Genomic DNA, 24,480 nt, shown 5'->3' on the forward strand with positions numbered 1-24,480 from the left:
CTTATTTATCTTCCTTATCCATTAATGCAGCCAAGTATCGCGCTTCCATCTCTACATACTTTTCTTGCACCGACTCAATTTTTTCATCTATTTTATCTACTTTTTCTTGCAGTTTTTCAAACTCCTCTGTCTGCTCTTCTGCATCTTTTAATTCAGCCAACAAACGCTTTCGCTCAACATCTAACTCATCATTAATTTCTCTAAGATTTTCAACTTCAGCTAAATCTTGATCAGTCGGAGTATTTTCGCCACTTTGTGCATCAATGTCATTTGATAAGTCATTTGGATTAAGCAGCTTATACTCTAAATCTTCACGTAAGACCCTAGCTTTATCTAAATCTTTCTCTAACATTTCAACATAGAGTTCAGACTCATTTACCATCAAACGCAAAGAGCTTATTTTAGATGCCTGCTCATTAGCAAAAGAATCACCTTCTTCAGTAAAGGAATCCTGATGGAGTAAGTCCTCCATGTTCTTCATGGTATTTCGTTCTTCATCGAATACGCCATAGATATCAGTACCCTGGACTGTATTTGTGTCACTGCGTAACGCTAATTCTGCCGTTTTTTGCTTAAGCGCTTCATCACGCTTCATCACATCAATGTTTAAGTTGTATTTAATAGTTTGTAAACTATCTAACTTCACCTCTAAACGCTTCACAACATGACCACTTTCCAACAAAGCTTTTTCTAGTCTGGCAATCGAAATTTCATAGACACCTGCGTGCTTACCGTCTCCTGCTACACCTTCTTTAGCCTTACGAACTTGCTCTTTCAATTCAGCAATAATTTCTTTTTGATTAGCGGCCAACTGTTTAAGATCCGCCACTTTATAATCTAGTTCTGAACGAATTGAATTCAAAAAATCCGATTCATTAGAGTCATTCAAAAAAGCTTCTAATGTCTCAATATATGCCTCGTTACCTTCTTCATCTTTAACTTCAGCCAGATGTAATTTAAGTCTTTCTATAAACTCACACAGACTGGCCATTTCAGCTCGCAATAAAGCCAATTCGTCATCTAATTTTGGCTCTTGTGTTAATGTCGCTTGAAGTTTATCGAGCTGAGAATTTAAGCCTGATGTAATATCTGCCTGAATAGACACCTTGTCACCAGCTCGCTGAATCACTTTATTTAATTCATTTAATACCGTTTGATTGACTTTTAGCGACTTAAAAAGGGCATCAATTTCTTGAGCTTTATCTATTTTGTCTAAAATCTTTTTAAATGCGGCTAGCAAGGGCATTATTTCTGAATGCGGTACAGACGCCTCAATAATATGTATCTCAACATCTAGAAAGATAGCCCAACACGACAAAGACGCTTTAGCTTGGAAATCGGACGTAGATACTTCAGCCAACAACTGTGCGCATATACTTTTTTGTTGATTGAGCAAGCTTAACCATTGTTTTTTTTCTTCAGTCAATGCATCAGTTTGTATTTTAGAACTCGATTGATTTTTTTTATCGCTAACATCCTGATCGACATCGGGGTCTGATGTTTTTCTCTTTAATGAAAAATAGCGAAACAACACCAGCACCAATGTAAGTGAAAGCAACAAACTTGAAGCAATAAGCCCCCACTGCCATATCAACATAATAATGTCGACCCCATTCATAGTTCATAAAATTAAAGACATTTATAATAGAACTATATTTCTTAGTAAACCACCAAACGCTTATTTTAGTTTAAGTAAAAATGAATACATTGGGCTTTAGTTTATAAAATTTCAATAAAAAAACGCCCAATGAGTCTCATTGGGCGTTTCGTAAAAACAACGCTACTAGCTATCTTTTTCTAGATCAATTCGTCTGACTCTTCTTCTGGTACACTTGCTTTCTCTGCAGCAGGTTTATCTTTAGGCAATAAATCTTCACGAACCTTCGCTTCAATCTCTTCAGCAATTTCTGGATTTTCAGCTAAAAACTGAGCCGCATTTGCTTTACCCTGGCCAATTTTATTACCCGCGTAAGCGTACCAAGCACCAGCTTTATCTACAAAACCTTGCTTAACACCTAGATCAATAATTTCACCCATGCGGTAAATACCTGCACCGTAGTGAATCTGGAATTCAGCTTGTTTAAACGGAGGTGCAATTTTGTTCTTCACTACTTTTACTCGGGTTTCATTACCGATAACTTCATCGCCTTGCTTGACCGAGCCGATACGACGAATATCCAAACGTACAGACGAGTAAAACTTAAGTGCGTTACCACCTGTTGTTGTTTCAGGCGAGCCGAACATCACACCAATTTTCATACGAATTTGGTTAATAAAGATAACAAGACAGTTAGCGTTCTTAATAGAACCTGTTAATTTACGCATTGCTTGTGATAACAAACGAGCCTGAACGCCAACGGAAGAACTACCCATTTCCCCCTCAATTTCAGACTTAGGCACAAGCGCCGCTACTGAATCAACAATGATAACGTCGACACTGTTAGAGCGTACTAACATATCAACGATTTCAAGTGCTTGCTCACCAGTATCTGGCTGAGAAATCAAAAGATCAGCAATGTTAACGCCTAGCTTTTCAGCATAAGACGGATCAAGCGCATGCTCGGCATCAATAAACGCACAAGTTTTACCTTGTTTTTGAGCTTCAGCAATAACACTTAAGGTTAGCGTTGTTTTACCTGAAGACTCAGGGCCGTAAATTTCACAAATTCGGCCATAAGGAAGACCACCAGCACCTAGCGCAATATCTAAGCCTAAAGACCCAGTAGAGACAGTATCAATATCAAGTTTTGCCCCCTCGCCCATTTTCATGATGGCGCCTTTACCAAATTGACGCTCAATCTGAGAAAGCGCTGCGTCTAGGGCTTTTTTCTTGTTGTCTGCAATAGATGACATAGTGGAATCCTTGTGGCTAATTTTCGTTGGAGTAACTTTATCGTTTTTTTTTAAGAAGCTCAAGAAATACTGTATATAAAAACAGTGTTATTTGAAAAACTCTCTTTTACATTCATTTTTAACTCTTTTCCAATATATCTCTCGCCCCCTCCAACGCAGCCAATACTGTCGCCTCTCTAACAGCTTGTCGATCCCCCGAAAACTGATGACGAACAACTTTGGCCTCTTGCCCAATTAATTTCCAACCGATATAAACACAACCAACTGGCTTTTCTAATGAGCCCCCTTCAGGGCCAGCAACACCACTAACCGCGACAGAAAGGCTGCCACCTAGCTGTAAAGCGCCCGCACACATTTCTTTTACAGTTTGTTCAGACACAGCGCCAAAAGATGATAGTGTTTCAGGCTTTACATCTAACCCTTGTATTTTTGCTTCGTTGGCATAGCTAATCACACCGCCATAAAACCATGCCGAGCTACCAGGAATTTCAGTACATACAGCACCAATAAGGCCTCCGGTACAAGATTCTGCAGTAACTAAGAGAAGTTCTTTCTCTCTCAACAGAACACTAAGCAGTTGTGCTGCCTGAGTCATATTTTTAATCTGATTCATTAGTCTTATCCCTTAAATCCTGAGTCAATATCCAGTAGAATAACGCTCTATTTTTTGGATCACAATCGAGCATCGTAAAATGAGCAAAGTAGCAGCAGACAATCACACACCTATGATGCGCCAATACTTCGGCCTTAAATCAGAACATCCAAACCAGCTGCTATTTTATCGAATGGGAGATTTCTACGAGATTTTCTATGATGACGCAAAACGTGCGTCTCAACTACTCGATATTACACTCACATCTCGTGGGCATTCTGGTGGCAAGCCAATCCCTATGGCAGGTATTCCTTATCACGCTGCAGAGAACTATATTGCGCGCTTGGTTCGCATGGGCGAATCTGTGGTGATTGCAGAACAAACAGGTGACCCAGCAACAAGCAAAGGGCCTGTTGAACGAAAAATTGCGCGCATAGTGACTCCAGGCACGATTAGCGATGAGGCTTTTCTAGAAGAAAAAAGAGAAAATTTGCTCCTTTCTCTTGCCCATCAAACTCGCAAAGGCTTAGATATTTTCGGTTTCTCTTATCTAGACATGGCCAGTGGTCGCTTTTGTTTATTTGAAGTAGAGGGTCACGACGCTCTATCTAGTGAACTACAACGCTTATCTCCACGAGAGATTTTGATCTCAGAAGACTTTCCTGCACGTGATTTATTAAAATTAGAAAAAGGTGTATCAGAACTAGGCCCTTGGCATTTTGATTACGAATCTAGCTATCGTCAATTGATCCAACAGTTCACAACCAAAGACTTATCAGGCTTTGGTTGTGAAGCACTTACTTCAGCTATAGCCTCTGCAGGCGCACTACTTCAATATGCAAAAGACACTCAGCGTTCTGCTTTACCACACATTCAATCTATCATGGTTGAACATAAAGACGACTCAGTACTCATTGATGGCGCCACTCGTCGTAACTTAGAAATTGATATGAATTTGACTGGAGGCACCACCAATACCGTTGTCGAAGTATTGGATAAATGTGCCACACCTATGGGTAGCCGTTTATTAAAGCGTTGGTTACACACACCTATTCGAGACTTGAGTGAAATTCAAGCTCGTCAACAAGTCGTGACTGAGCTAAAAAAAGATCAAGCTTACATAAAGTTTGAAGCACCACTTAAAAAGGTTGGCGACTTAGAACGTATACTGTCACGAGTTGCATTACGCTCTGCTCGCCCAAGAGACCTATTACGCTTGCGATTTGCACTAGAAGCCGTACCAGAACTAAATACCTTACTAGAAAGTACCAATACCGAACGTCTTAAAGAGCTAAATAAACGTATCCTTGCTCAACCACACATCACAGATACGTTAATCAAAGCTTTGGTCGAGAATCCACCTTCCGTGGTTCGTGATGGCGGTATTTTCGCGAAAGGGTATGACAATGAATTAGATGAACTTCTGTCTTTGTCGACCAACGCCTCGGATTATTTGGCAGAAATGGAGCGTAGTGAAAAAGAACGCACTGGTATCAGCTCATTAAAAGTCGGTTTTAATCGTGTCCATGGATACTACATTGAAATTAGCCGTCTTCATTCAGAACAAGCCCCTGTTGAATACATTCGCCGTCAAACATTAAAAAATGCCGAACGTTTTATCACACCTGAATTAAAGGTGTTTGAAGACAAAGCCCTCAGCGCCAAGTCAAAATCTCTTGCCAGAGAAAAAGTACTCTACGAGGCATTGTTAGACTTACTTAATCAAGCCCTAGGGGAATTACAAACGACTAGCCAAGCACTCGCTCAACTTGATGTGATGAATAATTTTTCAGAGCGTGCTGACACTTTGAACTTTACTTGCCCAGAGCTTCACAACCGCAGTGGCATTCAAATCACAGGCGGTCGTCATCCTGTTGTAGAAGCTGTCATATCAGAACCTTTCGTTCCTAATGATCTGGATCTTAACGAAACACGTTCATTATTGATGATTACCGGCCCAAACATGGGTGGTAAATCCACCTACATGCGACAAATCGCCTTGATTACATTATTGGCGCATACAGGTTGCTTTGTGCCTGCTGAAGCGGCATCAATTTCTGTTGTTGATCGTATATTCACTCGCATGGGCTCTTCTGATGATCTTGCTGGTGGACGCTCTACTTTCATGGTGGAAATGACAGAAACAGCCAACATTCTAAATAATGCCAGTAAAAACAGCTTGGTATTAATGGATGAAGTTGGGCGAGGAACCAGTACTTTCGATGGATTGTCACTTGCTTGGGCTGCCGTAGACTATTTAGCAAAAGAATTAAAATGCTACGTTCTTTTTGCTACTCACTACTTCGAGTTAACAACCTTAGCGGATCAACTAGATAACGCGGCCAACGTTCATTTAACAGCAACGGAATACGAAGATGAAATCGTCTTCATGCATAAAGTTCATGATGGTCCAGCAAGCCAATCTTATGGCCTTCAAGTCGCACAACTTGCTGGCGTGCCAAGAGATGTTATTGGTCATGCTAAACAAAAACTTAAAGAGCTAGAGGTAGTGACGGGGATTGATGCTCAAACAATACCATCTAAAAAAACTGAAAATAGACAGGCACAAAAAACGAACGAAAACACAGCCGCATACCAGCCACACCAAACAGACTTATTTGCTCAAGCAGAACAGAATGCGGTTAAAGCCAGTATAGAAGAACTAGACTTAGATAATATGACACCTTTAGAAGCGATGAACATTCTTTACAAGCTGAAATCCCAACTCTAACTTGTAACTGATATTCACTCGTAATAAACGAGGGTTGGCATAAGCTAATATCAGATAAATGTAGGGTATTCACGATTCGTGCTTGCTGAAAAATAGTCAATACCTCTAAAATAGCCACAATCATTTTTATAGCTTGTAAGGAGAAGTGGAATGGCTTTCATCGTTACTGATAACTGCATTCGCTGCAAATACACAGACTGCGTTGAAGTATGTCCAGTTGACTGCTTTTACGAAGGTCCAAATTTTTTGGTCATTAACCCTGACGAGTGTATCGACTGCGCATTATGCGAGCCTGAGTGCCCAGCTAATGCAATTTTTTCTGAAGACGAACTGCCAGAAGATCAAGAAGTGTTTGTTGAACTAAATAACGACCTAGCTATGATCTGGCCAAACATTTCAGAAAAGAAAGATGCTATGCCTGACGCCGCTGAATGGGACGGTGTTGAAGATAAGCTAGAACACCTAGAACGCTAAGTGCTCTAGTACGTCATTCAGAAGAATGACAATATTAAAAAGCGACTTTGAAAGAAGTCGCTTTTTTTATACAAAAAAAGGGCGACCATAGGTCACCCTTACTTTTGCTAAAATCCATTTAAGCCACTCTTCCGGTGAGCAAAACATCACTGTTCGCTTCATCATGAAGCATCCAAACTATCCTTATTTGCATGGCAAGATCCGTTTACCATTACATCCTTTTGAGCTATCCATTGCCCGTGAACATTCCAGTTCAATCCTTAACACCGTCTATGGCATCTTATTAAGCACATCCTGTACTTCCTTCATCCTTGAAGTTCGTTTAGATAATGGCAATTTACCAGTTTTTAAAATATATGCAAAAAATGAGAAAGGGATATTTTTTTAGTTTTAGCTATATATATCAATAAGATAAATATATTTCGCACAAAAGGTCAGATTTGGCGACACAACAATAGGGAACGCCTTACAAGAACGTAGGGGAAAGACTACACAGATCAGGGAGACCATGGAATTAAATACTTTAGCTAACATCTAGCCTTTACTTATACTGCAATTAAAAAATCATCTACCCATTTAATTGCATTCAAATAAGTATCTTTTAGATCCACTAGGTTTTGTCGCTCTTCGATTTCTTGATTATGACTATAATGTTCAACCAAATCTAAAGTTTGCCCAACCCTACCTGAACGATGGACAATGGCATTAATAAACTCATTTGGTAAAGGAAGTTCACCAAGTACCACATCTAACTTCATTCCAGTACAGACATCCATCATGGATAACATACCAGCCAAGAAATATTTATCTTGATTGTTATAACCACGACGCAAGGCAAAAAATTCAGCGTGTTTAGCTCTTACCATAATCTGTTCAAGCAATACGTGCTTGTCGCCTACCATTTCTGACATGAGTAGAATATTTGTTAACGATTTCAGGCGATCGGCACCTATCAACATAATCGCTAAACGAACAGAGTCAACAGAAGCCACTAAACCTGTTAATGGAGAATTTAAATAGCGTAGTAATTTATGAACCAGACCTGCATCTTGACTGACAATTCTTTCGAGCTCATCAACACTAAGAGAAGATGTATTAAGCAGTGAAGACATAAGCTGTAATAATGTCAAACTATTCACGTTTGATGTTTTACTCGTCATCACCTCTGGCCTTTCAAAGAAGTAACCTTGAAAGTACTCAACACCTAGCAAACGGCAAAATTGGTAGTCTTCCCATGCTTCAACTTTTTCAGCAATGATTTTTACATCAAAGCCTCTTAATGCATCAACTTGCTGATGAAATCCATCATGACCTAACGCCAATATATCCAACTTTATATAGTCAGCCAATTCGACAAAAGGCGTTAATTTAGTCTCAAAAACAAAATCATCTAAAGCGATAGAGTAACCTGCTGCCACCCAGCGCCTTAAAGAAGAAAGCAGTAAAGCATCAAAACCAGCATTCTCTAAGACTTCGATAACCACATTGTCTTTATTAATAGGTATTCCGTTAGGGCTTAATAAATACGTGCGGGGGAAATTAATAAACGCTTTATTCGTGCCTACTATATTTTCCATGCCCAATTCGAATAAGCTGGCAGAAATAACCTGAGCAGTTGCACCGACCTCATCAACAACATCAGCTTGAGTAGCACTCTCGCTTCCTCTATATAACAGCTCATACCCTACAACAGCGAGACGACTATCAACGATTGGCTGTCGCGCCAACGCAACATTTGAATGCATTGATAATATATTTTCTGTCATCTCATTTCCGTCCTTAGAGGCAATTTGTAGAGAATATTCTTACCAGTGTCTCAATATTGTCTACAAATTGCCATTGGGGATAGACAATAATCTTGATACCATATGTAAATATATAAAACAAAAATATTTTCGGGGAAAAAAATGCCAGTATATCGCTCTAAAACAACCACCTCCGGCCGTAATATGGCTGGTGCTCGTGCCTTGTGGCGCGCAACAGGAATGACTGACGATGATTTTCAAAAACCTATCATCGCCATTGCTAACTCATTCACCCAATTTGTACCAGGTCACGTACACCTAAAAGATATGGGACAACTGGTTGCTCGTGAAATTGAAGCCGCAGGTGGTGTAGCGAAAGAGTTCAATACCATTGCAGTGGATGACGGCATTGCAATGGGTCATGACGGCATGCTTTATAGCCTTCCTTCTCGAGACCTTATTGCTGACTCAGTAGAATACATGGTAAACGCACATTGCGCTGATGCCCTTGTCTGTATTTCGAACTGTGACAAAATCACACCAGGAATGCTGATGGCCGCTATGCGTCTTAACATTCCTGTTATTTTTGTGTCTGGCGGACCAATGGAAGCTGGTAAAACAAAACTATCTGAAAACAAACTTGATCTTGTTGATGCTATGGTAATTGCAGCAGACCCAACAGCTTCAGACGAAAAGGTCGCGGCATACGAACGTTCAGCATGCCCAACCTGCGGCTCTTGTTCAGGTATGTTTACTGCAAACTCAATGAACTGCTTAACTGAAGCCTTAGGATTAAGTTTACCGGGTAACGGCACAACCTTAGCGACACACTCTGACCGTCGTCAGCTATTCCTTGAAGCCGGCCGTCGTATTGTTGATATCACAAAACGCTTCTATGAAAATGACGAAACTAATTGGGCTCCTCGTTCAATTGCTAGCTTTGACGCATTTGAAAACGCCATGACACTAGACATTGCAATGGGTGGATCAACCAACACTATTCTACATTTGCTTGCCATCGCCAGCGAAGCCGGTGTTGATTTTACAATGGAAGACATAGATAGATTGTCTCGTCGCGTACCTCAGTTATGTAAAGTTGCACCAAACTCTCCTAAATACCATGTTGAAGATGTTCATCGAGCTGGCGGTATTTTTGGTCTACTTGGCGAACTTGATCGTGCCGGTTTATTACATAACCAATGTCACACAGTGCACTCCAAAACATTGGAAGAAGCACTTGAAACATGGGATATCATGCGCTCACCAACACCTGAAATAATTAATTTTTATAAAGCTGGCCCTGCTGGTATTCCAACACAAACCGCGTTTAGTCAATCTACTCGCTGGCCATCTCTAGACGGTGACCGTAAAGAAGGTTGTTTCCGTTCTATTGAAAACGCATTTTCTTTAGAAGGTGGCTTGGCAGTACTATACGGAAATATTGCTCTAGATGGCTGCGTGGTTAAAAGTGCAGGTGTTGACGAATCTTGTTTAGTATTTGAAGGCCCAGCTCACATCACCGAATCGCAAGACGAAGCGGTTAAGAACATTCTTGACGACAAAGTAAAAGCAGGCGAAGTGGTTATCGTACGTTATGAAGGGCCTAAAGGCGGACCAGGTATGCAAGAAATGCTTTACCCAACGTCTTATATTAAGTCAAAAGGCCTAGGCAAAGCCTGTGCCCTATTAACAGATGGTCGTTTCTCTGGTGGCACCTCAGGCCTATCCATTGGTCACGTTTCACCTGAAGCGGGTGCTGGCGGCGCAATTGGCCTTGTTCAACATGGCGATATCATTCGTATCGATATTCCAAACCGTACAATAAATGTACTTCTAAGTGATGAAGAACTACAACAGCGCCGCACGGCAATGGAAGCTAAAGGCATAAATGCTTGGAAGCCAGTAGAAGAGCGCCCTCGCAAAATATCACCTGCATTGAAAGTGTACGCTCACTTTGCAACGAGTGCAGACAAAGGTGCCGTACGCGATATTAGTAAAATTGAATAGTCTTTAAGGCAGTAACTAATAGCTTGACCTTAATTGATTGCACTTAATAAAGGCCGCTTTGCCAAATATAGGCGCCGCGGCCTTTTTCATCCATTACAGAACAACTCACGACAGGAAAAAGCATGCTCAGCTATCGTCATATTTATCACGCAGGTAATCACGCTGATATTTTAAAACATTTGATCGTTAGTCAAATATGCCGTCATTTTGTAAAAAAAGAAGCACCCTTTTTTTATTTAGATACGCACGCGGGAATTGGCCAATATTCCCTAAGCTCTGAACAAGCACAAAAAAACAAAGAGTTTCAAACGGGTATCGCACGACTTCTAAACGAAGAAAACCTACCAGAAAGCTTAGACGCCTTACTCGATATAGTCAGAGAGATGAACCCTGAAGGTTCTTTAGAAACTTATCCAGGAAGTCCGAAAATTGTCGACTATTACGTTCGACAAAAAGACAAATTGCATTTATGTGAACTACACCCAAACGACTTCCCTACTTTGGCTGCATTGTTTCCCAATAAGCGTAAAGCAAATGTTGTGAAAGGTGATGGATTTGCAGCCGTTAAAGCCATGCTACCTCCACCACAAAAACGTGGTTTCGTTTTAATGGATCCACCATACGAAGTTAAAAAAGACTACCAATACGTTGTTCAAGCACTTGAAGACGGCTGCCAACGTTTCCCTCAAGGCACTTATGCTATCTGGTATCCAGTATTAAACCGTCAACAAGCAAATGACATTATAAGATCTGTAAAAGCGACTAACATTCGAAATGTACTTTTGGTTGAACTTTGCATTAGAAACACAGAACAAGAACGCGGCATGGCTGGCAGTGGTATGATTATTGTTAATCCGCCTTGGACACTAGAAAAAGAAGCGAAAGAATTCTTACCTGTACTCAGAAAATTATTAGCAGAAGATAATGAAACAAGTCATCAAGTGATTTGGATAACACCTGAATAATCAACAAACTATTATAAGGAGAGCGTCATGAATACCCCTTTTAAATTGGCCTTTAAACATATGCCAACGCCTGCTTTTATAATAGAAAGCAGCACAGGAAAATTACTTTCATACAATCGTACCTTTGAAGGTCTTTTTGACAAATTTCATGCAAAACCAGCCCTAGCTTGGGACACACTTTGTGAAGACGCGGCAACATCAGCCAACTGGCAAACGCTCAATGAAGCGATAAAGACAAAACAAATTGACCGCTGTGAAAGTCTAATTCGAGTTGGCGACAAACTCATTAACATGCAACTGGAACTACAACACCTTGGAGAATCAGTTTTAGTTTGTGTCTACGACACCGATCACATGGATCTTTCTGCAGCAGAAAATACACTCCTAAAATTTGCTTTAACGGAATCTTCAGCCGGCCTTTGGATATGGGAAACAGATTCCGACTTGGTTTCTTGCTCAAAATCTATCGCAACATTATTAGGTTGCGCTACAAACCAAACACCACGATCCACACCTGAATGGCATGTTCGAGTGCATCCTGACGATGTAAAAAGATTAGATTCACTGGTTAACGAGCACATCACTCACAATCAAGACTATTACGAAGTTGAATACCGTATACAAAAAGACGATCAAACGTATCTATGGGTAAAAGAACGAGGCCGTACATATACAAAGAACACAGACGGTAGCATTAAAAAAGTCATTGGTTTTGTCGTCGACATTAGTCATCAAAAGGCCCTTGAAGAACACTTAAGAAGCCAAGCAACCTTTGATGAGCTGACAGGATTATTGACAAGAGGTGCAGCGCTCACTCACTTTAAAAAGCAACTAGGATTAGCAAAGCGCCAATACACACCACTAACCATGGCAAAAATACACCTTGATTCGAATAATCGACTCACAGCTTTACCAATGAATGAACGCAACATCGCGATACAAACCTCATCTCGATATATTTATAAAAAGATCAGAGAAGCAGACGTGTTAGCCAGAGTAGAAGATGATAAATTGCTTTTGCTTTTACCAAATACAAGCGTAAGAGATGCCAAAACATTACTTAACCACATCATCAACCCAAAAGACGATGAAGAAAAAGTATTGGAAGAAGGCCATTCAAACGCTAGCGATTTTTGCATCGGTATCGCGACCTTCCCAGAAGATGGTGAATCCATCGAAGAGTTAGCACTCAGTGCAAATCAAGCCGTTGAAGAAGGCCAAGCCAAGCAACAAAAAATCGTGGTTAACTAAAACCATCAGTAACGCCATACCTCGTATGGCGTTACGAATTTAGTTAAACTAACAAACTTGAAATCAGTCACCTTGTAATGTCAAAACAACACGCCTCTCACCACCATGATCTCGATGTTCACCGAGATAAACCCCTTGCCAAATACCCAAGCAGAGCCCACCATTTCTAATTGGGATTGATAAAGAAGAGCCAAGCATACTGGCTTTTATATGAGCAGGCATATCGTCACTGCCTTCGTAAATATGCTCATAATAAGGCTGATTTTCTGGCACCATGTGAACGAAATGACGCTCCATATCTCGACGAACGGAAGGATCTGCATTTTCGTTGATGGTTAAAGAAGCCGACGTATGAAGTAATTGAATATGCAACAAACCAATTTTTACTGGCTTTATGTCTCGTAAAGCGCTTTCTATTTGATCAGTAATCAAATGAAAGCCACGATGCATTACAGGTAATTGAATTTCAACTTGTTGCCACATTATCAATTATTCTGCACTGGTTCTTTGATAAACCGAAAAACGGTAATCATAAGGGTTTGGTCCTTCTGCCGAGAAAGTCTCTTCACCCATCAAGGTAAAAGACGGCCAGTCAACGTCAGGAAAGAACGCATCGCCTTTTACATCTGCATCCACATGAGTAATGTATAGGCGGCCAGCTCGTTCGAGTGCTAATTCATAAATTTGCGCACCGCCAATCACCATGACCTCTTCCTGCCCATTTACAAGGCAAATATCTTCACCAAGTGAAATGGCAGAATCAAGAGAGGTTACAACATCGATTCCTTCTGCTTGATAAGTAGGATCACGACTAATCACAATATTGCGACGGCCTGGTAACGGCTTACCAATAGACTCAAACGTCTTACGCCCCATAACAATTGGCTTACCCATGGTTGCTTGTTTGAAATATTTCAAATCATTTGGCAAATGCCAAGGCAATGAATTATTGATACCGATCGTTCGGTTGGTCGACATAGCGACAATAAGCGATAGCATAGAAAAACACCTTTCGAGTAAAAGAAACCTATTTTTGAATAGGTTGAGTGTCTGATATAGTTAATACCATTTATTATACCTATGGCAGCTTAGATTGCATTTACTAAGCCAAGCCAAAACACGTCATAGACAAAAAACCAACAAGGCATTTTTATGAAACAGTATTTAGACCTTTGCAAACGCATCGTCGATGAAGGCGAATGGGTAGAAAACGAACGCACAGGAAAACGCTGTTTAACCGTTATAAATGCCGATCTAACTTACGATGTAAGCAAAGGCGAATTCCCTCTTGTCACTACACGAAAAAGCTACTTCAAATCCGCCATTGCAGAAATTATCGGCTACTTAAGAGGCTATAACAGCGCCGCCGATTTTCGCGCATTAGGTACAAAAACTTGGGATGCTAACGCGAATCAAAATGAAGTCTGGTTAAACAATCCGTACCGTAAAGGCGAAGACGATATGGGTCTTTGTTATGGTGCTATTGGTCGTAATTTTCCGAAGCCAGATGGCGGACACATCGACTTACTTCAGAAAATCATCGACGATTTAAGTCGTGGTGTAGATAACCGAGGGGAAATCCTCACTTTTTATCACCCAGGTGCATTTCATATGGCTTGTCTTCGCCCTTGTTTGTACAGCCACCATTTTTCATTACTTGGTGACACCCTTTATTTAAACAGTACACAACGCAGCTGTGACGTCCCACTAGGATTAAATTTCAACATGGTTCAAGTGTATGTTTTGCTTGCTATTGTCGCGCAAATCACTGGTCATAACGCTGGAAAAGCTTTTCATAAAATAGTAAACGCACACATTTATGAAGACCAATTAGAATTGATGACAGATGTACAGCTAAAGCGTGAGCCTTATCCACTACCGACGTTCAAAATCAATCCTGCAATTAAAAGCCTAAAAGACATAGAAACCTGGGTAACCATGGATGATTTTTCTGTTGAAGGATATGAATTCCATGAACCAATTGCTTATCCATTCTCGGTCTAAGCTAAAATCACTCAACAATGAAAACAATTGAGCTATAACGAAAAATGCACCAGCAAAGAATATAAAACTTATTAATATGATTTACTTAGTTTTATATTCTTTAAATTTGATATGTTAAAGAGCATCCCCCCTTATTGATTCAAACTTATAGCAGAATCAACAGTTTGATGATTTAATCGAAAAAATCTGACTTATGTGCTTATATCTAAGCTGTTTTATCTAGACTGTTTTATCTAGACTAATCCATAAGATCACAACCAAATTACCTAGAGTAAGGAGCCCAGTAGAATGTCTACAGATAATGCGATTTCTCCTATGCAAGTACGTGCCAAAATTCGTTCTGGCGAGTGGCAGCACAATACATCTGGCGTAGCATCAGGTTTTGTACAAGGCAACATTGTTATATTGCCAAAAACATGGGCAGATGGCTTTTTACAGTTTTGTCAGAAAAACCCTAAACCTTGCCCAATTGTCGGTATGTCAGACCAACCTGGTGATTTTTTACTATCATCTGTTGGTGATGATGTAGACATTCGCACAGACGTTCCTAGCTATAAAGTATTCCGTGATGGCAACTTTGTTGATGAAGTAACAGATATTTCATCTCTTTGGCAAGATGACTTAGTCACTTTTGTATTAGGTTGCTCTTTCTCATTCGAAGAAGCGTTAATTGCCGACGGGTTAGAAGTACGAAATATCACTGAAGGCGTTAATGTGCCGATGTATCGCACAAATATCGCGTGTAAATCAGCGGGTCCATTCTCTGGCAACACAGTTGTCAGCATGCGCCCTATGACACCCAAAGACGCCATTCGTGCGATTCAAATTTGTACTCGTTTTCCTTCTGTTCATGGCGCGCCTCTACATTTCGGTAACCCTGAAAGCATTGGTATCAAAGACATCAATAATCCAGAGTTTGGTGATGCAGTAACGATTAAAGAAGGCGAAGTTCCAGTATTTTGGGCTTGCGGTGTAACACCTCAAGTTGCCTTAGAACAAGCCAAACCACCACTTTGTATTACACACAGCCCAGGCTGCATGCTGGTAACAGACATGAGAAATAGCCATTTAGCCGTTCTTTAGTATTTACATATAACCTGTAGTAACTCTAGGTGTGAAGGAAAAATTTATGAGTATTAAGTTAAATTGTGATCTTGGCGAGGGTTTTGGTTCTTGGAAAATGGGACTAGACAGCGCGGCTATGCCTCACATTGATCAAGCTAATATCGCTTGTGGTTTCCATGCTGGCGATCCTTTATGGATGATAAAAACACTCGCGCTCGCAGCAGAACATAATGTTGAAGTAGGCGCACATCCAGCTTACCCAGACCTTGTTGGTTTTGGTCGTCGCAGCATGAAGTGCTCAGCAGAAGAAATTCAGAGCATGGTGCAATATCAAATGTCAGCACTCGACGGTTTGGCTCGTTGCCAAGGTTTAGAAATGACTTACGTAAAACCTCATGGCGCATTGTATAACGACATGATGTCTGATCCCTTTGTACGTCAAAATATCATGCAAGCTGTTGCAAGCTTTTATCGCCCTGTTCGCCTTGTTTTACAAGCGACACCAGCTTCAAATGATCATAAAAAAGAAGCGCAAGCTCTTGGAATTGATGTAGCTTTTGAAGCGTTTGCCGATCGCTGTTATGACGATGATGGTCGCTTACTCGCTCGTTCAAAAGAAGGCGCAGTACATACTCGGGAAAAGATGCTAGCTCAAGTTCAACAATTAATTGATACCGGTACTATCACCACAGTAAGCGGTATTGAACTAACCTTGGATGTAGACACTCTTTGTGTTCATGGTGACAACGAAGCTGGCGTGCTGGCAATAGAAGCCATTAAAAATATTATTACCAAATAAAGCCGTTAGTAAGAGTAAAAGGTAAAACGAAGTATGAGAATTGAAATCGCCGGTGAAAATGCCTTAATACTGTATTTTTCAGATAAAGTAAGTGAAGAATCAAGCGCTAAAATTCAAGCAATGACTCAAGCGCTAGGCACAAAAATGGGCGATGGAATCATTGATTTGGTGCCCTCTTACGCATCGTTATTGGTTATCTATGATGATGACCGTTATGACTATTATGCAATGCGTCAGCTTATTAATACCACAGCAAAACAGTTAGATAGCCAATCGTCTAGAAGTGAAGGTAAGTTGATTACGCTCCCTGTTTATTATGGCGTAGAAGCGGCTCCAGATTTAGAAGAGCTAGCGCAAAAAGCAGGATTAACAACAAACGAAGTAATAGAGATACACCAAGCTCAAACTTACCAAGCTTATGCTATTGGTTTTGCTCCTGGCTTTGCTTTCTTAGGTGAAGTAGATGAGCGCATAGCTATGCCTCGTAAATCAACACCGCGTAAGGCAGTACCAAAAGGCGCCGTGGCAATTGCTGACAGGCAAACAGCGGTATATCCGTCTGTTTCCCCTGGTGGCTGGAATTTAATCGGCTTGTGCCCTGTGTTGATGTTTGATCCTGAAAGGACACCTTGTATGCCCTTAGAGACCGGTGACAAAGTGAAATTCCAAGCGATTTCTAAAGAAGAATTTTTAAGCATGGGAGGTCAGCTATGAGCCAACAACCTCAAGCAAGCAGTATGATCATCTCCAACCCTGGTGTATTGGCGCTGATTCAAGATATAGGTCGAATTGGCCAGCATCGTATAGGATTAACTGTCGGCGGCCCAATGGATCCTTTTTCATTTCACTGGGCAAACCATTTATGTGGTAACGATGAGGGTGCCACTGCCATTGAATTAAGCATTGGCGGTTTCGTCTCTGAATTTACACAAGACACCCAAATTGCATTGACCGGTGCCGTATCAGACATCAAGTTAAATGGTAAATCTGTACCAATGTGGCACACCTTATCGGTAAAAGCTGGTGATGTATTAAAAGTTGGTTTTGCCAGTGAAGGTTGCCGCATTTATTTAGCAGTACAAGGTGGATTTCCTATTACACCTCAGTTTGGCAGCACCGCAACCGTTGTTCGTGAAGCGATTGGTGGGATAAACGGACATGCCTTAGCAAAAGGTTCTGTTATACCTTTATCTACTTGGCAGCCCCGACCAAATTTGATGATGCCAGAAATGTACCGACCAAGTTATCAGCTTAAAAAACCATTACGCGTTGTGTTGGGTTATCAAGAAGCCAGCTTCAGTGACTTTGATAAAGCACATTTTTTTAGTAGCGACTATACCGTTAGCGAACGTATGGATCGTATGGGATATAGATTAACTGGCCCTATGTGTCGCTCTTCAATAAGCAGCATGTTGTCCGAAGGTATTTGTCATGGCGCTATTCAGCTACCGCCAGATGGCCAACCGATCGTTTTATTGAATGACCGTCAAACCATAGGGGGTTATCCAAAAATGGGCGCTATGATCGCTAGAGATACCGCACGTTTGGCACAAATGACACAAGGTAAAACAGTGACGTTTGAAGCAATAACAATCCAAGAAGCACACGCGATTAACCTGTTGTCTCGACATCATGAGAGCAAGATAAAACTTAAGTCTACTGATTAAGCTTTATTCGAAAAACCTCAAAAAGTAAGAACAACCGTTAAGACAGCGTTTAGTCCATTAATAGAAGCAAGAGGTTACACCATGCCTGATTCATTGGAATCCATGAGTATTGCAATTGAAAAAGCGTTAGTTGCTCACAACTATCGAGGCATGGCCAGTGTTCGTCCAGCACTTACACCAGGCTACTGTCTGCGTGCGGCTCGTACTTTATTTGACGCTAAAGGTGTTGTACTGATTGGCACAGGATTTCCTGTTGCAACACCAACAGCAATGACATTTGAAACAGATGGACCTCTTGGAGCTATTGCGCTTTACCAAGCATTAGAAGCCATTGGTTCGACGCCTTACATAGTGTGCGGCGCGCCATTGTCTCAAGCATTAAAAGAACAATATCGCATAGTGGATTTGAAACTAGGCAAGCACGATGCTCAAGCACAGGAAGCAACCGATATTTTAGACGACCTTAAACCGAAAGTCGTCCTATCAATTGAACGTCCTGGGCAAGCAGAAGATGGTAATTACTATAATATGCGTGGTGAAAACATCAGTGCTGGCGCCGCTTGTTTTGACAGTCTGATGAACCAAGCCACTTGCCCAACGATTGCCATTGGCGACGGTGGTAATGAAATAGGTATGGGTAATGTCACCGACGCACTTCAGTCTTTGGATATTGTTGCTGCTACCACAAAATGTGATGAACTATTAGTCGCTGACGTTTCCAATTGGGGCGGCTATGCACTAATTGCCATAATGGGACGATTAACGAACAAAGATCTATTGGCTGAGTTTTCACCAATCGATGTTCTACAGTATTTGTCTACATTAGGTAGTGTAGATGGCGTGACCCGCCTCAATCAATTAACAGAAGACGGACAAGGTATTGAAGTAGGCGACGCGCTTATTTTACAACTGCGTCAGTTATCCGGTTTTTAATTTTCGTATACAAACAATTAAAGAAAGTCAGGAGTATAAAAATGAGCACGGTTTACTTGAATGGCGCCTTCATTCCAGTTGAAGAAGCAAAAATTTCCCCACTAGATCGTGGTTTTTTGTTTGGCGATGGTATCTACGAAGTTGTTCCAGCTTACGCTGGGAAAACCGTTGGTCTAGAACCTCACATGCAACGCATGTTTGATGGTTTGGCTGCGATTGGCATCAAATGTACTAAAACGATGGATGACTGGAAAGCGCTGATCCAAGAATTGATCGAACAAAACGGTGGCGGTGACCTTGGCATTTACATTCATGTTAGCCGTGGAGCAGACGTAAAACGCTACCACGCTTATCCAGAAGGTGTAGAGCCAACTGTTTTCGCTATGGCGAACCCTATTAAACCAGCAATTACAGATGATGCATCTACTGCGAAAGGGTTTTCTGTTGCGACGACTCAAGACATGCGTTGGAAGCGTTGCCAAATTAAATCCACAGCACTACTTGGTAATGTCATGCATTTCCAAGAAGGTTACGCTGGCGGCAATGATGAGATTTTGCTTTATAACGAAGACAACATTTTAACAGAGGCAAGTTCATCCAACGCTTTCATCGTTAAAGATGGCGTTGTAATAACACCAATTCTTGACAATCAAATTCTTCCGGGTATTACTCGTAAGCTGATTCTTGATATTCTTGAAAAAGATGGCTCAATTCCGTTTGAAGTACGTGATATTTCAATGGAAGAAGTTTTTAATGCTGATGAAATTTGGGTTACTAGCTCAAGTAAAGAACTTGCCCCTGTCACGACAATTGATGGCAAGCCTGTTGCCGATGGTAAAGTCGGTAAGGTATGGGAAGCGGCGTTTAAACTGTACACAGCTCATAAGTTTGAATACTAGTATTTCATCTCTTTATAAATAAGAGATAACGAATACAAAAAATGAAAAATGGCAAAGTGAGTAATCGCTTTGCCATTTTTCATGCTACTCACTTGCTTACTTTTTACCGATAGAGTGGAGTCCAATCCGTTTTCAACGAGAGATTTAGCTCTAGCGCTCGCTCAGCAAAACTAATTCGAAACAAGCTTATCGATCGGGTTCGTATCCAAACAAGTATGTGGATAATCAGCCTCTCGATGTTGAAATGACAAAATAGATGATTTCTGAATAACACCATTATCAATGTTGATTGCCTGTCGAATTGTCTTATTTTTCAGCCAACTATCACGGCCTTCCAATATTGTTGGTAAATAGACAATAAGAGCCGCAGAAATCGAACGTGTCGCACTTTCCCAGAAATAACTAGGCGTATGATCTACCGCGTAATAATCAATCGTTGCTTGTTTAAATATTGGGTTTTGAAACGTCGTTGGCTTAGCGAAAAAGAATCCCATTCCTTCATCACAACTTACATCAATAATCAGACTGTTAGGCTTGAGGTTTGCCATCTCTGATTCGATAACAAAGTCGATAGGGTCTTCTGTATCTTGATAGGTTCCATTAACAATAATGTCTGCATCTTTGATAAGTTCAGACAATGGATGAGCTGTGCCGTCATGCTCTACCATTACCATGCGTGCTTCACCCTCTTTCCCAGCTCGAATCCGAACATATTCACAATCTAGTACCTCTTCACGCACTTCATGATCAGGCCGCTGAATACAAATAGTAATGTCTCTAAACCCATGTGCCTTAAGAGCATATATAGCACCACGACTCACAGCGCCAAAGCCAAAAATAATGGTTTTTCGCTGGTTACCGTAATGTCCATCAATGCCTTTAAGCTGTAAAGCATGTATAACCGCGCAGTAACCTGCCATTTCATTATTCTTGTAAAAAGTGTGACGACCGCATTGCCCACTAGGAGACCAGGTATACATATCCTCAAAAGCAATCAGTGTTAGCTTACGGTCGATAGCCGCTTGAGTAATTTCCTGTTGCTGAACACAATGGGGATAACCCCATAGCATTCCACCTTCACGAAGTGCCTGTAAATCCGATAGAACAGGTTTATTAATAATCACCCTACCAAGATCAGCCAGTAATTCGTGGCGTGTTGCGACCCCCCCAGTAAGCGCCGCTAACTCTGAATCTTGCATGCCAAAAGGTTCTCCATAACCTTTTTCAAATATTAATCGACGACGCAAGTTTTCAGGAATACGAGACAAATGATCTGGATGGATAGGAAAACGTCGTTCATCTTCTTTTTTTGAAGTCCCGATGACTCCCATTGTGGATATGTTCATACTGTCGTGTCCTTATTATTAAAAATAATCAATGTATGTGACTTCATGAACGAGTAATCAATTTTCGCCAATAGGCCTATTTTTCTGTATCAGAACAACGTTACAGGGTTTAAAAAACACAACTCTGCACAAATCAATGAAGGGAGATAAAACCTAATGTCATATTCAACGACACAACTGTTACAGAGCCTTCTTGTGCTGCAATATTTATATTTTTTACAAAAAATTAGTAAATGTACAAGAAAGCGAATATTGGCTGTCGCGCCAACAGGAGAGAGGATGTGTTCTTACAAGCTTAGAACAAACTTGACCAACACATCGAAGCTTATAAACTAACGAAATAAGTGAGCGGAACATGCAGAGAGACATCAACGTTAAATGTTAAGACCTCTAATCATTTACCACATCAGTATGCGCCCTATAGAAATCAAAACAACCAATATAAATATTTAAGAGTCAATATCAGTCACTTTGATACGTGATCGGCATAAAAAACGGTGCTTAAAAATAGAAATAACAGCCTAAGAACTATAATAAATAATCTATTTTATTACTAAGATCTCACTCTCGTTCTTTCTGGGTCGTAAAAGGGCAATGTAGTAACGGTGGCAGGAATTCGTTTTTGGTGACCATCCAGTTGCCCTATTTCTAGCTTAGTTCCGCTGATGGCAAAGTCTGGTGCGAGTCGACATAAGGCAATTTGTTTGTTTAATATTGGAGAAATACTGGCACTGGTCACTATACCAACAGGAAAGCGTCCGTTATATACCTGATCTCCGTGAGCAACAATATCAGCAACATCAAGCTCTAGCCCCATGAGTTTATGACGACTTTCTGCTGGTTGCCGCGCCATAGCTACACGCCCAATAAAGTCTTCTTCTTTTGTTTTCATTGGAACAGTAAAACCAATTCCTGCTTCATAAGGGTTAGTTTTTGGGCAGAATTCATGATCTGCAAAAATAAGTCCTGCTTCGATTCGCAACATATCTAAAGCCGCGAAGCCCATTGGCGCAATATTGAATTCTTGGCCCGCGTCCCATATTGCATCCCAAACTTGTTCAGCATTATCTGGGTGACACCAAACTTCGAAGCCCAATTCACCTGTGTAACCCGTTCGAGAAATCATTAATGGAATACCACTTTCTCCTCCAAGTCGACCAATCATAAAATGAAACCATTTAAGGTCTTTTACGGATGATTGATGACTAGAGTTCCAGATCAACTTACTAAGTAATTCACGACTATTTGGCCCTTGAACAGCGAGGTTGTGTAATTGGTCGGTAGAGTTTTGCACTGTTGCGCGATAACCTTTTCGTTCAGCAATTTCACGCAACCAAATGCCTGAGTATTCATCACCACAAATCCAACGAAACGCTTGCTCACCCATTCTAAATAAAGTGCCGTCATCAATCATTCCACCCGTTTCATGACACATGGCAGAGTAAACAATTTCACCAACAGCGACTCGCCGCACGTTACGGGTTAGGGCGTACTGCATTAAGGCTTCCGCATCTGGACCCAAGATTTCAAACTTACGCAGCGCTGTCATGTCTATCATAGCAACACGTTCTCGACAGGCTAAATATTCTGCTTTTGCCCCCCAACCTTCATACTCCGTTGGCACCCAGTAACCGCGGTATTCATCAATCTGTTTCGTTAATGCTGAGGTTCTAGAATGAAACGCACTATTTTTAGTCATTCGAGGTAACTCCTGAGGTATAGAACGATGGGCAATGGCTTTTGGGAATTGATGCTCAGCATCATAAATTCGTATGTGAATGTCGGTTGGTTGCCATCCATTAGCAGAATCAATGTCGTCAGGACACGCTGATGAAGCGCAGACTAGGTCTCGCATTGCCCTTAGAAGAACGAAATCCCCCGGACGAGACCAAGGTTCATCCACCAGCATTGCGCCTGTTTCATCAGCATTTGTGTTAAAAAAGAAATTAATCGCAGGCCAATTCAAACGAGGCTTGATCCCAATATTGAATAAGGCATTATTAAAATTTTCTGTGCAGCTTATATGACCAAAATATCCGCTATCTTCATAAAATCTCGGATTACAAGCCAATAAAAAACTGTCGTGTCGTCCAATTGTATCCTGTACCACTTCAATCATGGTATGGAGGTTTTCATCATAAAACCGAGAGAATAACCCTGGTGTTGGTAAACAATGGTTGTTCATTGTACGTGTCACTGTTCCGTCCAATAGCAGCTCTTTACCTTCGTCTAATTTCGCCTTATCAAAGGCAATAAAATCAGAACACTGCTTTCCCTGTACATCGATTATCTGAATCCATTGCCCTGCTTTTACACTGTAAGTACGAGCACTACTATGTGGAATTCTTATTTCTTCAAGAGGAGGCGCTAAAGGAGCAGGAAGCACCTGACAAGATGGCAAACTATAATGCGTATGTGCCACCAACAATTCGGTCACAGGTAACTGCTGCTCAACAGACATGGAAGCGCCTGCCACAATGATAATAAGTACTAAAGGTTCAGACGCTTCAAGTACAGTAAACTCAGTAGGCAAAAAACAAAGCGCTTCCTCTAACGCTGTATCTGGAACCTCCCACAGTGATAACTGTTCTTGTAAATATCGACTGGCATGACTAGATTCTCCGAGCTGCATTTTAGTGTGTTTAGCGATTGTTACCCTTATATCAGAAAACAACCTAGGCTTTGATCCTCCCAAACTATCGAGAACCAATATTTCAGCACCTTGAACGCCATCGTCTGCACATAATCTAATTTTATCACCAGCATGCATAAAAACTCTCATCGCGTGCTGCCCTGCAATTCGATAATGACTTACTTCTGGATCTGCACAATTCTTTAAAAACATAGAAGCGCTATTTTCCAATGGATAATTTCCTCATTCGTTAAGTACATTTAATTCGCTTAACTAAAAAGCCCCATTGAGGGGCATATAACGCAACCAATGCATCATTTTTTATGCTTTATCTGTTGTGAATATTTAACGAGAAGGCTTTTTCACACAATACTCAAGAGTGAGTAACACTTTGGAGATAATAAAGATGTCGGAACTGTGGCATAGAAACTGCTTCATTAAGACAGAGTAATCAGGAGAAATATTGACCTATGTATATTTCATTCACATAGGTTTATTTTTCTTTTTTTACCATCAA

General features: G+C 40.9%; 20 protein-coding genes. 12 read left to right on the forward strand and 8 right to left on the reverse strand.

Annotated features, from left to right (window positions below; translation table 11 throughout):
• Nucleotide 1: 1 nt before the first annotated feature.
• The 3 genes from IF202_RS15980 to IF202_RS15990 all read right to left on the reverse strand — a co-directional run bounded on the left by IF202_RS15980 (nt 2) and on the right by IF202_RS15990 (nt 3,466).
• Nucleotides 2-1,597 carry a coiled-coil domain-containing protein gene (locus tag IF202_RS15980; protein ID WP_191595921.1) on the reverse strand — a complete coding sequence of 532 codons (1,596 nt, stop codon included), beginning with the start codon at nt 1,595-1,597 and terminating at the stop codon, nt 2-4.
• A gap of 200 nt (nt 1,598-1,797) precedes the next feature.
• Complete coding sequence (recA, locus tag IF202_RS15985; protein WP_206705538.1) at nt 1,798-2,853, reverse strand: recombinase RecA; 1,056 nt, start codon at nt 2,851-2,853, stop codon at nt 1,798-1,800.
• 118 nt (nt 2,854-2,971) lie between these two features.
• Complete coding sequence (locus IF202_RS15990; RefSeq protein WP_191595922.1) at nt 2,972-3,466, reverse strand: CinA family protein; 495 nt, start codon at nt 3,464-3,466, stop codon at nt 2,972-2,974.
• A gap of 79 nt (nt 3,467-3,545) precedes the next feature.
• Between IF202_RS15990 and mutS the strand changes: the two genes are divergently transcribed.
• Nucleotides 3,546-6,176 (forward strand): DNA mismatch repair protein MutS, encoded by a 2,631-nt coding sequence (gene mutS, locus IF202_RS15995; protein WP_191595923.1) that lies wholly within the window; start codon nt 3,546-3,548, stop codon nt 6,174-6,176.
• A 150-nt stretch (nt 6,177-6,326) separates the two neighbouring features.
• Entirely contained in the window at nt 6,327-6,650 is a 324-nt protein-coding gene (gene fdxA / locus IF202_RS16000; protein WP_191595924.1) for a ferredoxin FdxA, read from the forward strand.
• Nucleotides 6,651-7,195: 545 nt separating this feature from the next.
• Here the strand turns inward: fdxA and IF202_RS16005 are convergent.
• Nucleotides 7,196-8,416 (reverse strand): EAL and HDOD domain-containing protein, encoded by a 1,221-nt coding sequence (locus IF202_RS16005; protein WP_191595925.1) that lies wholly within the window; start codon nt 8,414-8,416, stop codon nt 7,196-7,198.
• 141 nt (nt 8,417-8,557) lie between these two features.
• Between IF202_RS16005 and ilvD the strand changes: the two genes are divergently transcribed.
• The 3 genes from ilvD (at nt 8,558) to IF202_RS16020 (ending at nt 12,618) form a co-directional block, all read left to right on the forward strand.
• The gene (gene ilvD / locus IF202_RS16010; protein ID WP_191595926.1) at nt 8,558-10,402 is read left to right on the forward strand and encodes a dihydroxy-acid dehydratase; all 1,845 of its coding nucleotides are present in this window, start codon (nt 8,558-8,560) and stop codon (nt 10,400-10,402) included.
• Nucleotides 10,403-10,524: 122 nt separating this feature from the next.
• Complete coding sequence (locus IF202_RS16015; RefSeq protein ID WP_191595927.1) at nt 10,525-11,367, forward strand: 23S rRNA (adenine(2030)-N(6))-methyltransferase RlmJ; 843 nt, start codon at nt 10,525-10,527, stop codon at nt 11,365-11,367.
• Nucleotides 11,368-11,394: 27 nt separating this feature from the next.
• On the forward strand, nt 11,395-12,618 hold the full coding sequence (locus IF202_RS16020; protein WP_191595928.1) for a sensor domain-containing diguanylate cyclase: 1,224 nt from the start codon (nt 11,395-11,397) through the stop codon (nt 12,616-12,618).
• A 63-nt stretch (nt 12,619-12,681) separates the two neighbouring features.
• Here the strand turns inward: IF202_RS16020 and IF202_RS16025 are convergent, their stop codons facing one another.
• The gene (locus tag IF202_RS16025; protein ID WP_191595929.1) at nt 12,682-13,101 is read right to left on the reverse strand and encodes a secondary thiamine-phosphate synthase enzyme YjbQ; all 420 of its coding nucleotides are present in this window, start codon (nt 13,099-13,101) and stop codon (nt 12,682-12,684) included.
• A 6-nt stretch (nt 13,102-13,107) separates the two neighbouring features.
• Nucleotides 13,108-13,617, reverse strand: coding sequence for a type 3 dihydrofolate reductase (gene folA, locus IF202_RS16030; protein ID WP_191595930.1), 510 nt, complete (start codon nt 13,615-13,617; stop codon nt 13,108-13,110).
• 153 nt (nt 13,618-13,770) lie between these two features.
• On the opposite strand from folA, the gene IF202_RS16035 reads away from it, so the two are divergent.
• From IF202_RS16035 to IF202_RS16065, 7 genes are all read left to right on the forward strand, one after another.
• Nucleotides 13,771-14,622: a thymidylate synthase gene (locus IF202_RS16035; RefSeq protein ID WP_191595931.1), complete on the forward strand. Its 852-nt coding sequence runs from the start codon at nt 13,771-13,773 to the stop codon at nt 14,620-14,622.
• A 288-nt stretch (nt 14,623-14,910) separates the two neighbouring features.
• Nucleotides 14,911-15,705 (forward strand): putative hydro-lyase, encoded by a 795-nt coding sequence (locus IF202_RS16040; protein WP_191595932.1) that lies wholly within the window; start codon nt 14,911-14,913, stop codon nt 15,703-15,705.
• Between the two features lie 46 nt (nt 15,706-15,751).
• Nucleotides 15,752-16,486, forward strand: coding sequence for a 5-oxoprolinase subunit PxpA (locus IF202_RS16045; RefSeq protein ID WP_191595933.1), 735 nt, complete (start codon nt 15,752-15,754; stop codon nt 16,484-16,486).
• A 33-nt stretch (nt 16,487-16,519) separates the two neighbouring features.
• Nucleotides 16,520-17,200, forward strand: coding sequence for a 5-oxoprolinase subunit PxpB (gene pxpB / locus IF202_RS16050; protein WP_191595934.1), 681 nt, complete (start codon nt 16,520-16,522; stop codon nt 17,198-17,200).
• A complete protein-coding gene (locus IF202_RS16055; RefSeq protein ID WP_191595935.1) occupies nt 17,197-18,153 on the forward strand; it encodes a 5-oxoprolinase subunit C family protein in 957 nt (318 codons plus the stop codon). The genes pxpB and IF202_RS16055 overlap by 4 nt, the downstream gene beginning before the upstream one ends.
• 81 nt (nt 18,154-18,234) lie before the next feature.
• Nucleotides 18,235-19,086, forward strand: coding sequence for a DUF4392 domain-containing protein (locus tag IF202_RS16060; protein WP_191595936.1), 852 nt, complete (start codon nt 18,235-18,237; stop codon nt 19,084-19,086).
• A 41-nt stretch (nt 19,087-19,127) separates the two neighbouring features.
• Nucleotides 19,128-19,985, forward strand: a complete 858-nt coding sequence (locus IF202_RS16065) for a D-amino acid aminotransferase (protein WP_191595937.1) — start codon at nt 19,128-19,130, stop codon at nt 19,983-19,985.
• Between the two features lie 170 nt (nt 19,986-20,155).
• On the opposite strand, the gene IF202_RS16070 is transcribed toward IF202_RS16065, so the two are convergent.
• Entirely contained in the window at nt 20,156-21,331 is a 1,176-nt protein-coding gene (locus tag IF202_RS16070; protein ID WP_191595938.1) for a N(5)-(carboxyethyl)ornithine synthase, read from the reverse strand.
• 553 nt (nt 21,332-21,884) lie between these two features.
• Nucleotides 21,885-24,176 carry a DUF1989 domain-containing protein gene (locus IF202_RS16075; protein WP_191595939.1) on the reverse strand — a complete coding sequence of 764 codons (2,292 nt, stop codon included), beginning with the start codon at nt 24,174-24,176 and terminating at the stop codon, nt 21,885-21,887.
• Nucleotides 24,177-24,480 lie beyond the last annotated feature (304 nt).

The organism is Marinomonas colpomeniae, from assembly GCF_014803385.1.
Lineage (GTDB): Bacteria > Pseudomonadota > Gammaproteobacteria > Pseudomonadales > Marinomonadaceae > Marinomonas > Marinomonas colpomeniae.

Bases quoted from the DNA above. Each gene is read 5' to 3' on its own strand.
- IF202_RS15980 (WP_191595921.1), bottom strand. From the start codon at position 1,597: ATGTTGATATGGCAGTGGGGGCTTATTGCTTCAAGTTTGTTGCTTTCA.
- IF202_RS16060 (WP_191595936.1), top strand. From the start codon at position 18,235: ATGCCTGATTCATTGGAATCCATGAGTATTGCAATTGAAAAAGCGTTA.
- IF202_RS16005 (WP_191595925.1), bottom strand. From the start codon at position 8,416: ATGACAGAAAATATATTATCAATGCATTCAAATGTTGCGTTGGCGCGA.
- IF202_RS16015 (WP_191595927.1), top strand. From the start codon at position 10,525: ATGCTCAGCTATCGTCATATTTATCACGCAGGTAATCACGCTGATATT.
- IF202_RS16020 (WP_191595928.1), top strand. From the start codon at position 11,395: ATGAATACCCCTTTTAAATTGGCCTTTAAACATATGCCAACGCCTGCT.
- pxpB (WP_191595934.1), top strand. From the start codon at position 16,520: ATGAGAATTGAAATCGCCGGTGAAAATGCCTTAATACTGTATTTTTCA.
- folA (WP_191595930.1), bottom strand. From the start codon at position 13,617: ATGCTATCGCTTATTGTCGCTATGTCGACCAACCGAACGATCGGTATC.
- IF202_RS16070 (WP_191595938.1), bottom strand. From the start codon at position 21,331: ATGAACATATCCACAATGGGAGTCATCGGGACTTCAAAAAAAGAAGAT.
- recA (WP_206705538.1), bottom strand. From the start codon at position 2,853: ATGTCATCTATTGCAGACAACAAGAAAAAAGCCCTAGACGCAGCGCTT.
- ilvD (WP_191595926.1), top strand. From the start codon at position 8,558: ATGCCAGTATATCGCTCTAAAACAACCACCTCCGGCCGTAATATGGCT.
- IF202_RS15990 (WP_191595922.1), bottom strand. From the start codon at position 3,466: ATGAATCAGATTAAAAATATGACTCAGGCAGCACAACTGCTTAGTGTT.
- IF202_RS16065 (WP_191595937.1), top strand. From the start codon at position 19,128: ATGAGCACGGTTTACTTGAATGGCGCCTTCATTCCAGTTGAAGAAGCA.
- IF202_RS16075 (WP_191595939.1), bottom strand. From the start codon at position 24,176: ATGTTTTTAAAGAATTGTGCAGATCCAGAAGTAAGTCATTATCGAATT.
- IF202_RS16035 (WP_191595931.1), top strand. From the start codon at position 13,771: ATGAAACAGTATTTAGACCTTTGCAAACGCATCGTCGATGAAGGCGAA.
- mutS (WP_191595923.1), top strand. From the start codon at position 3,546: ATGAGCAAAGTAGCAGCAGACAATCACACACCTATGATGCGCCAATAC.
- IF202_RS16040 (WP_191595932.1), top strand. From the start codon at position 14,911: ATGTCTACAGATAATGCGATTTCTCCTATGCAAGTACGTGCCAAAATT.
- IF202_RS16045 (WP_191595933.1), top strand. From the start codon at position 15,752: ATGAGTATTAAGTTAAATTGTGATCTTGGCGAGGGTTTTGGTTCTTGG.
- IF202_RS16055 (WP_191595935.1), top strand. From the start codon at position 17,197: ATGAGCCAACAACCTCAAGCAAGCAGTATGATCATCTCCAACCCTGGT.
- IF202_RS16025 (WP_191595929.1), bottom strand. From the start codon at position 13,101: ATGTGGCAACAAGTTGAAATTCAATTACCTGTAATGCATCGTGGCTTT.
- fdxA (WP_191595924.1), top strand. From the start codon at position 6,327: ATGGCTTTCATCGTTACTGATAACTGCATTCGCTGCAAATACACAGAC.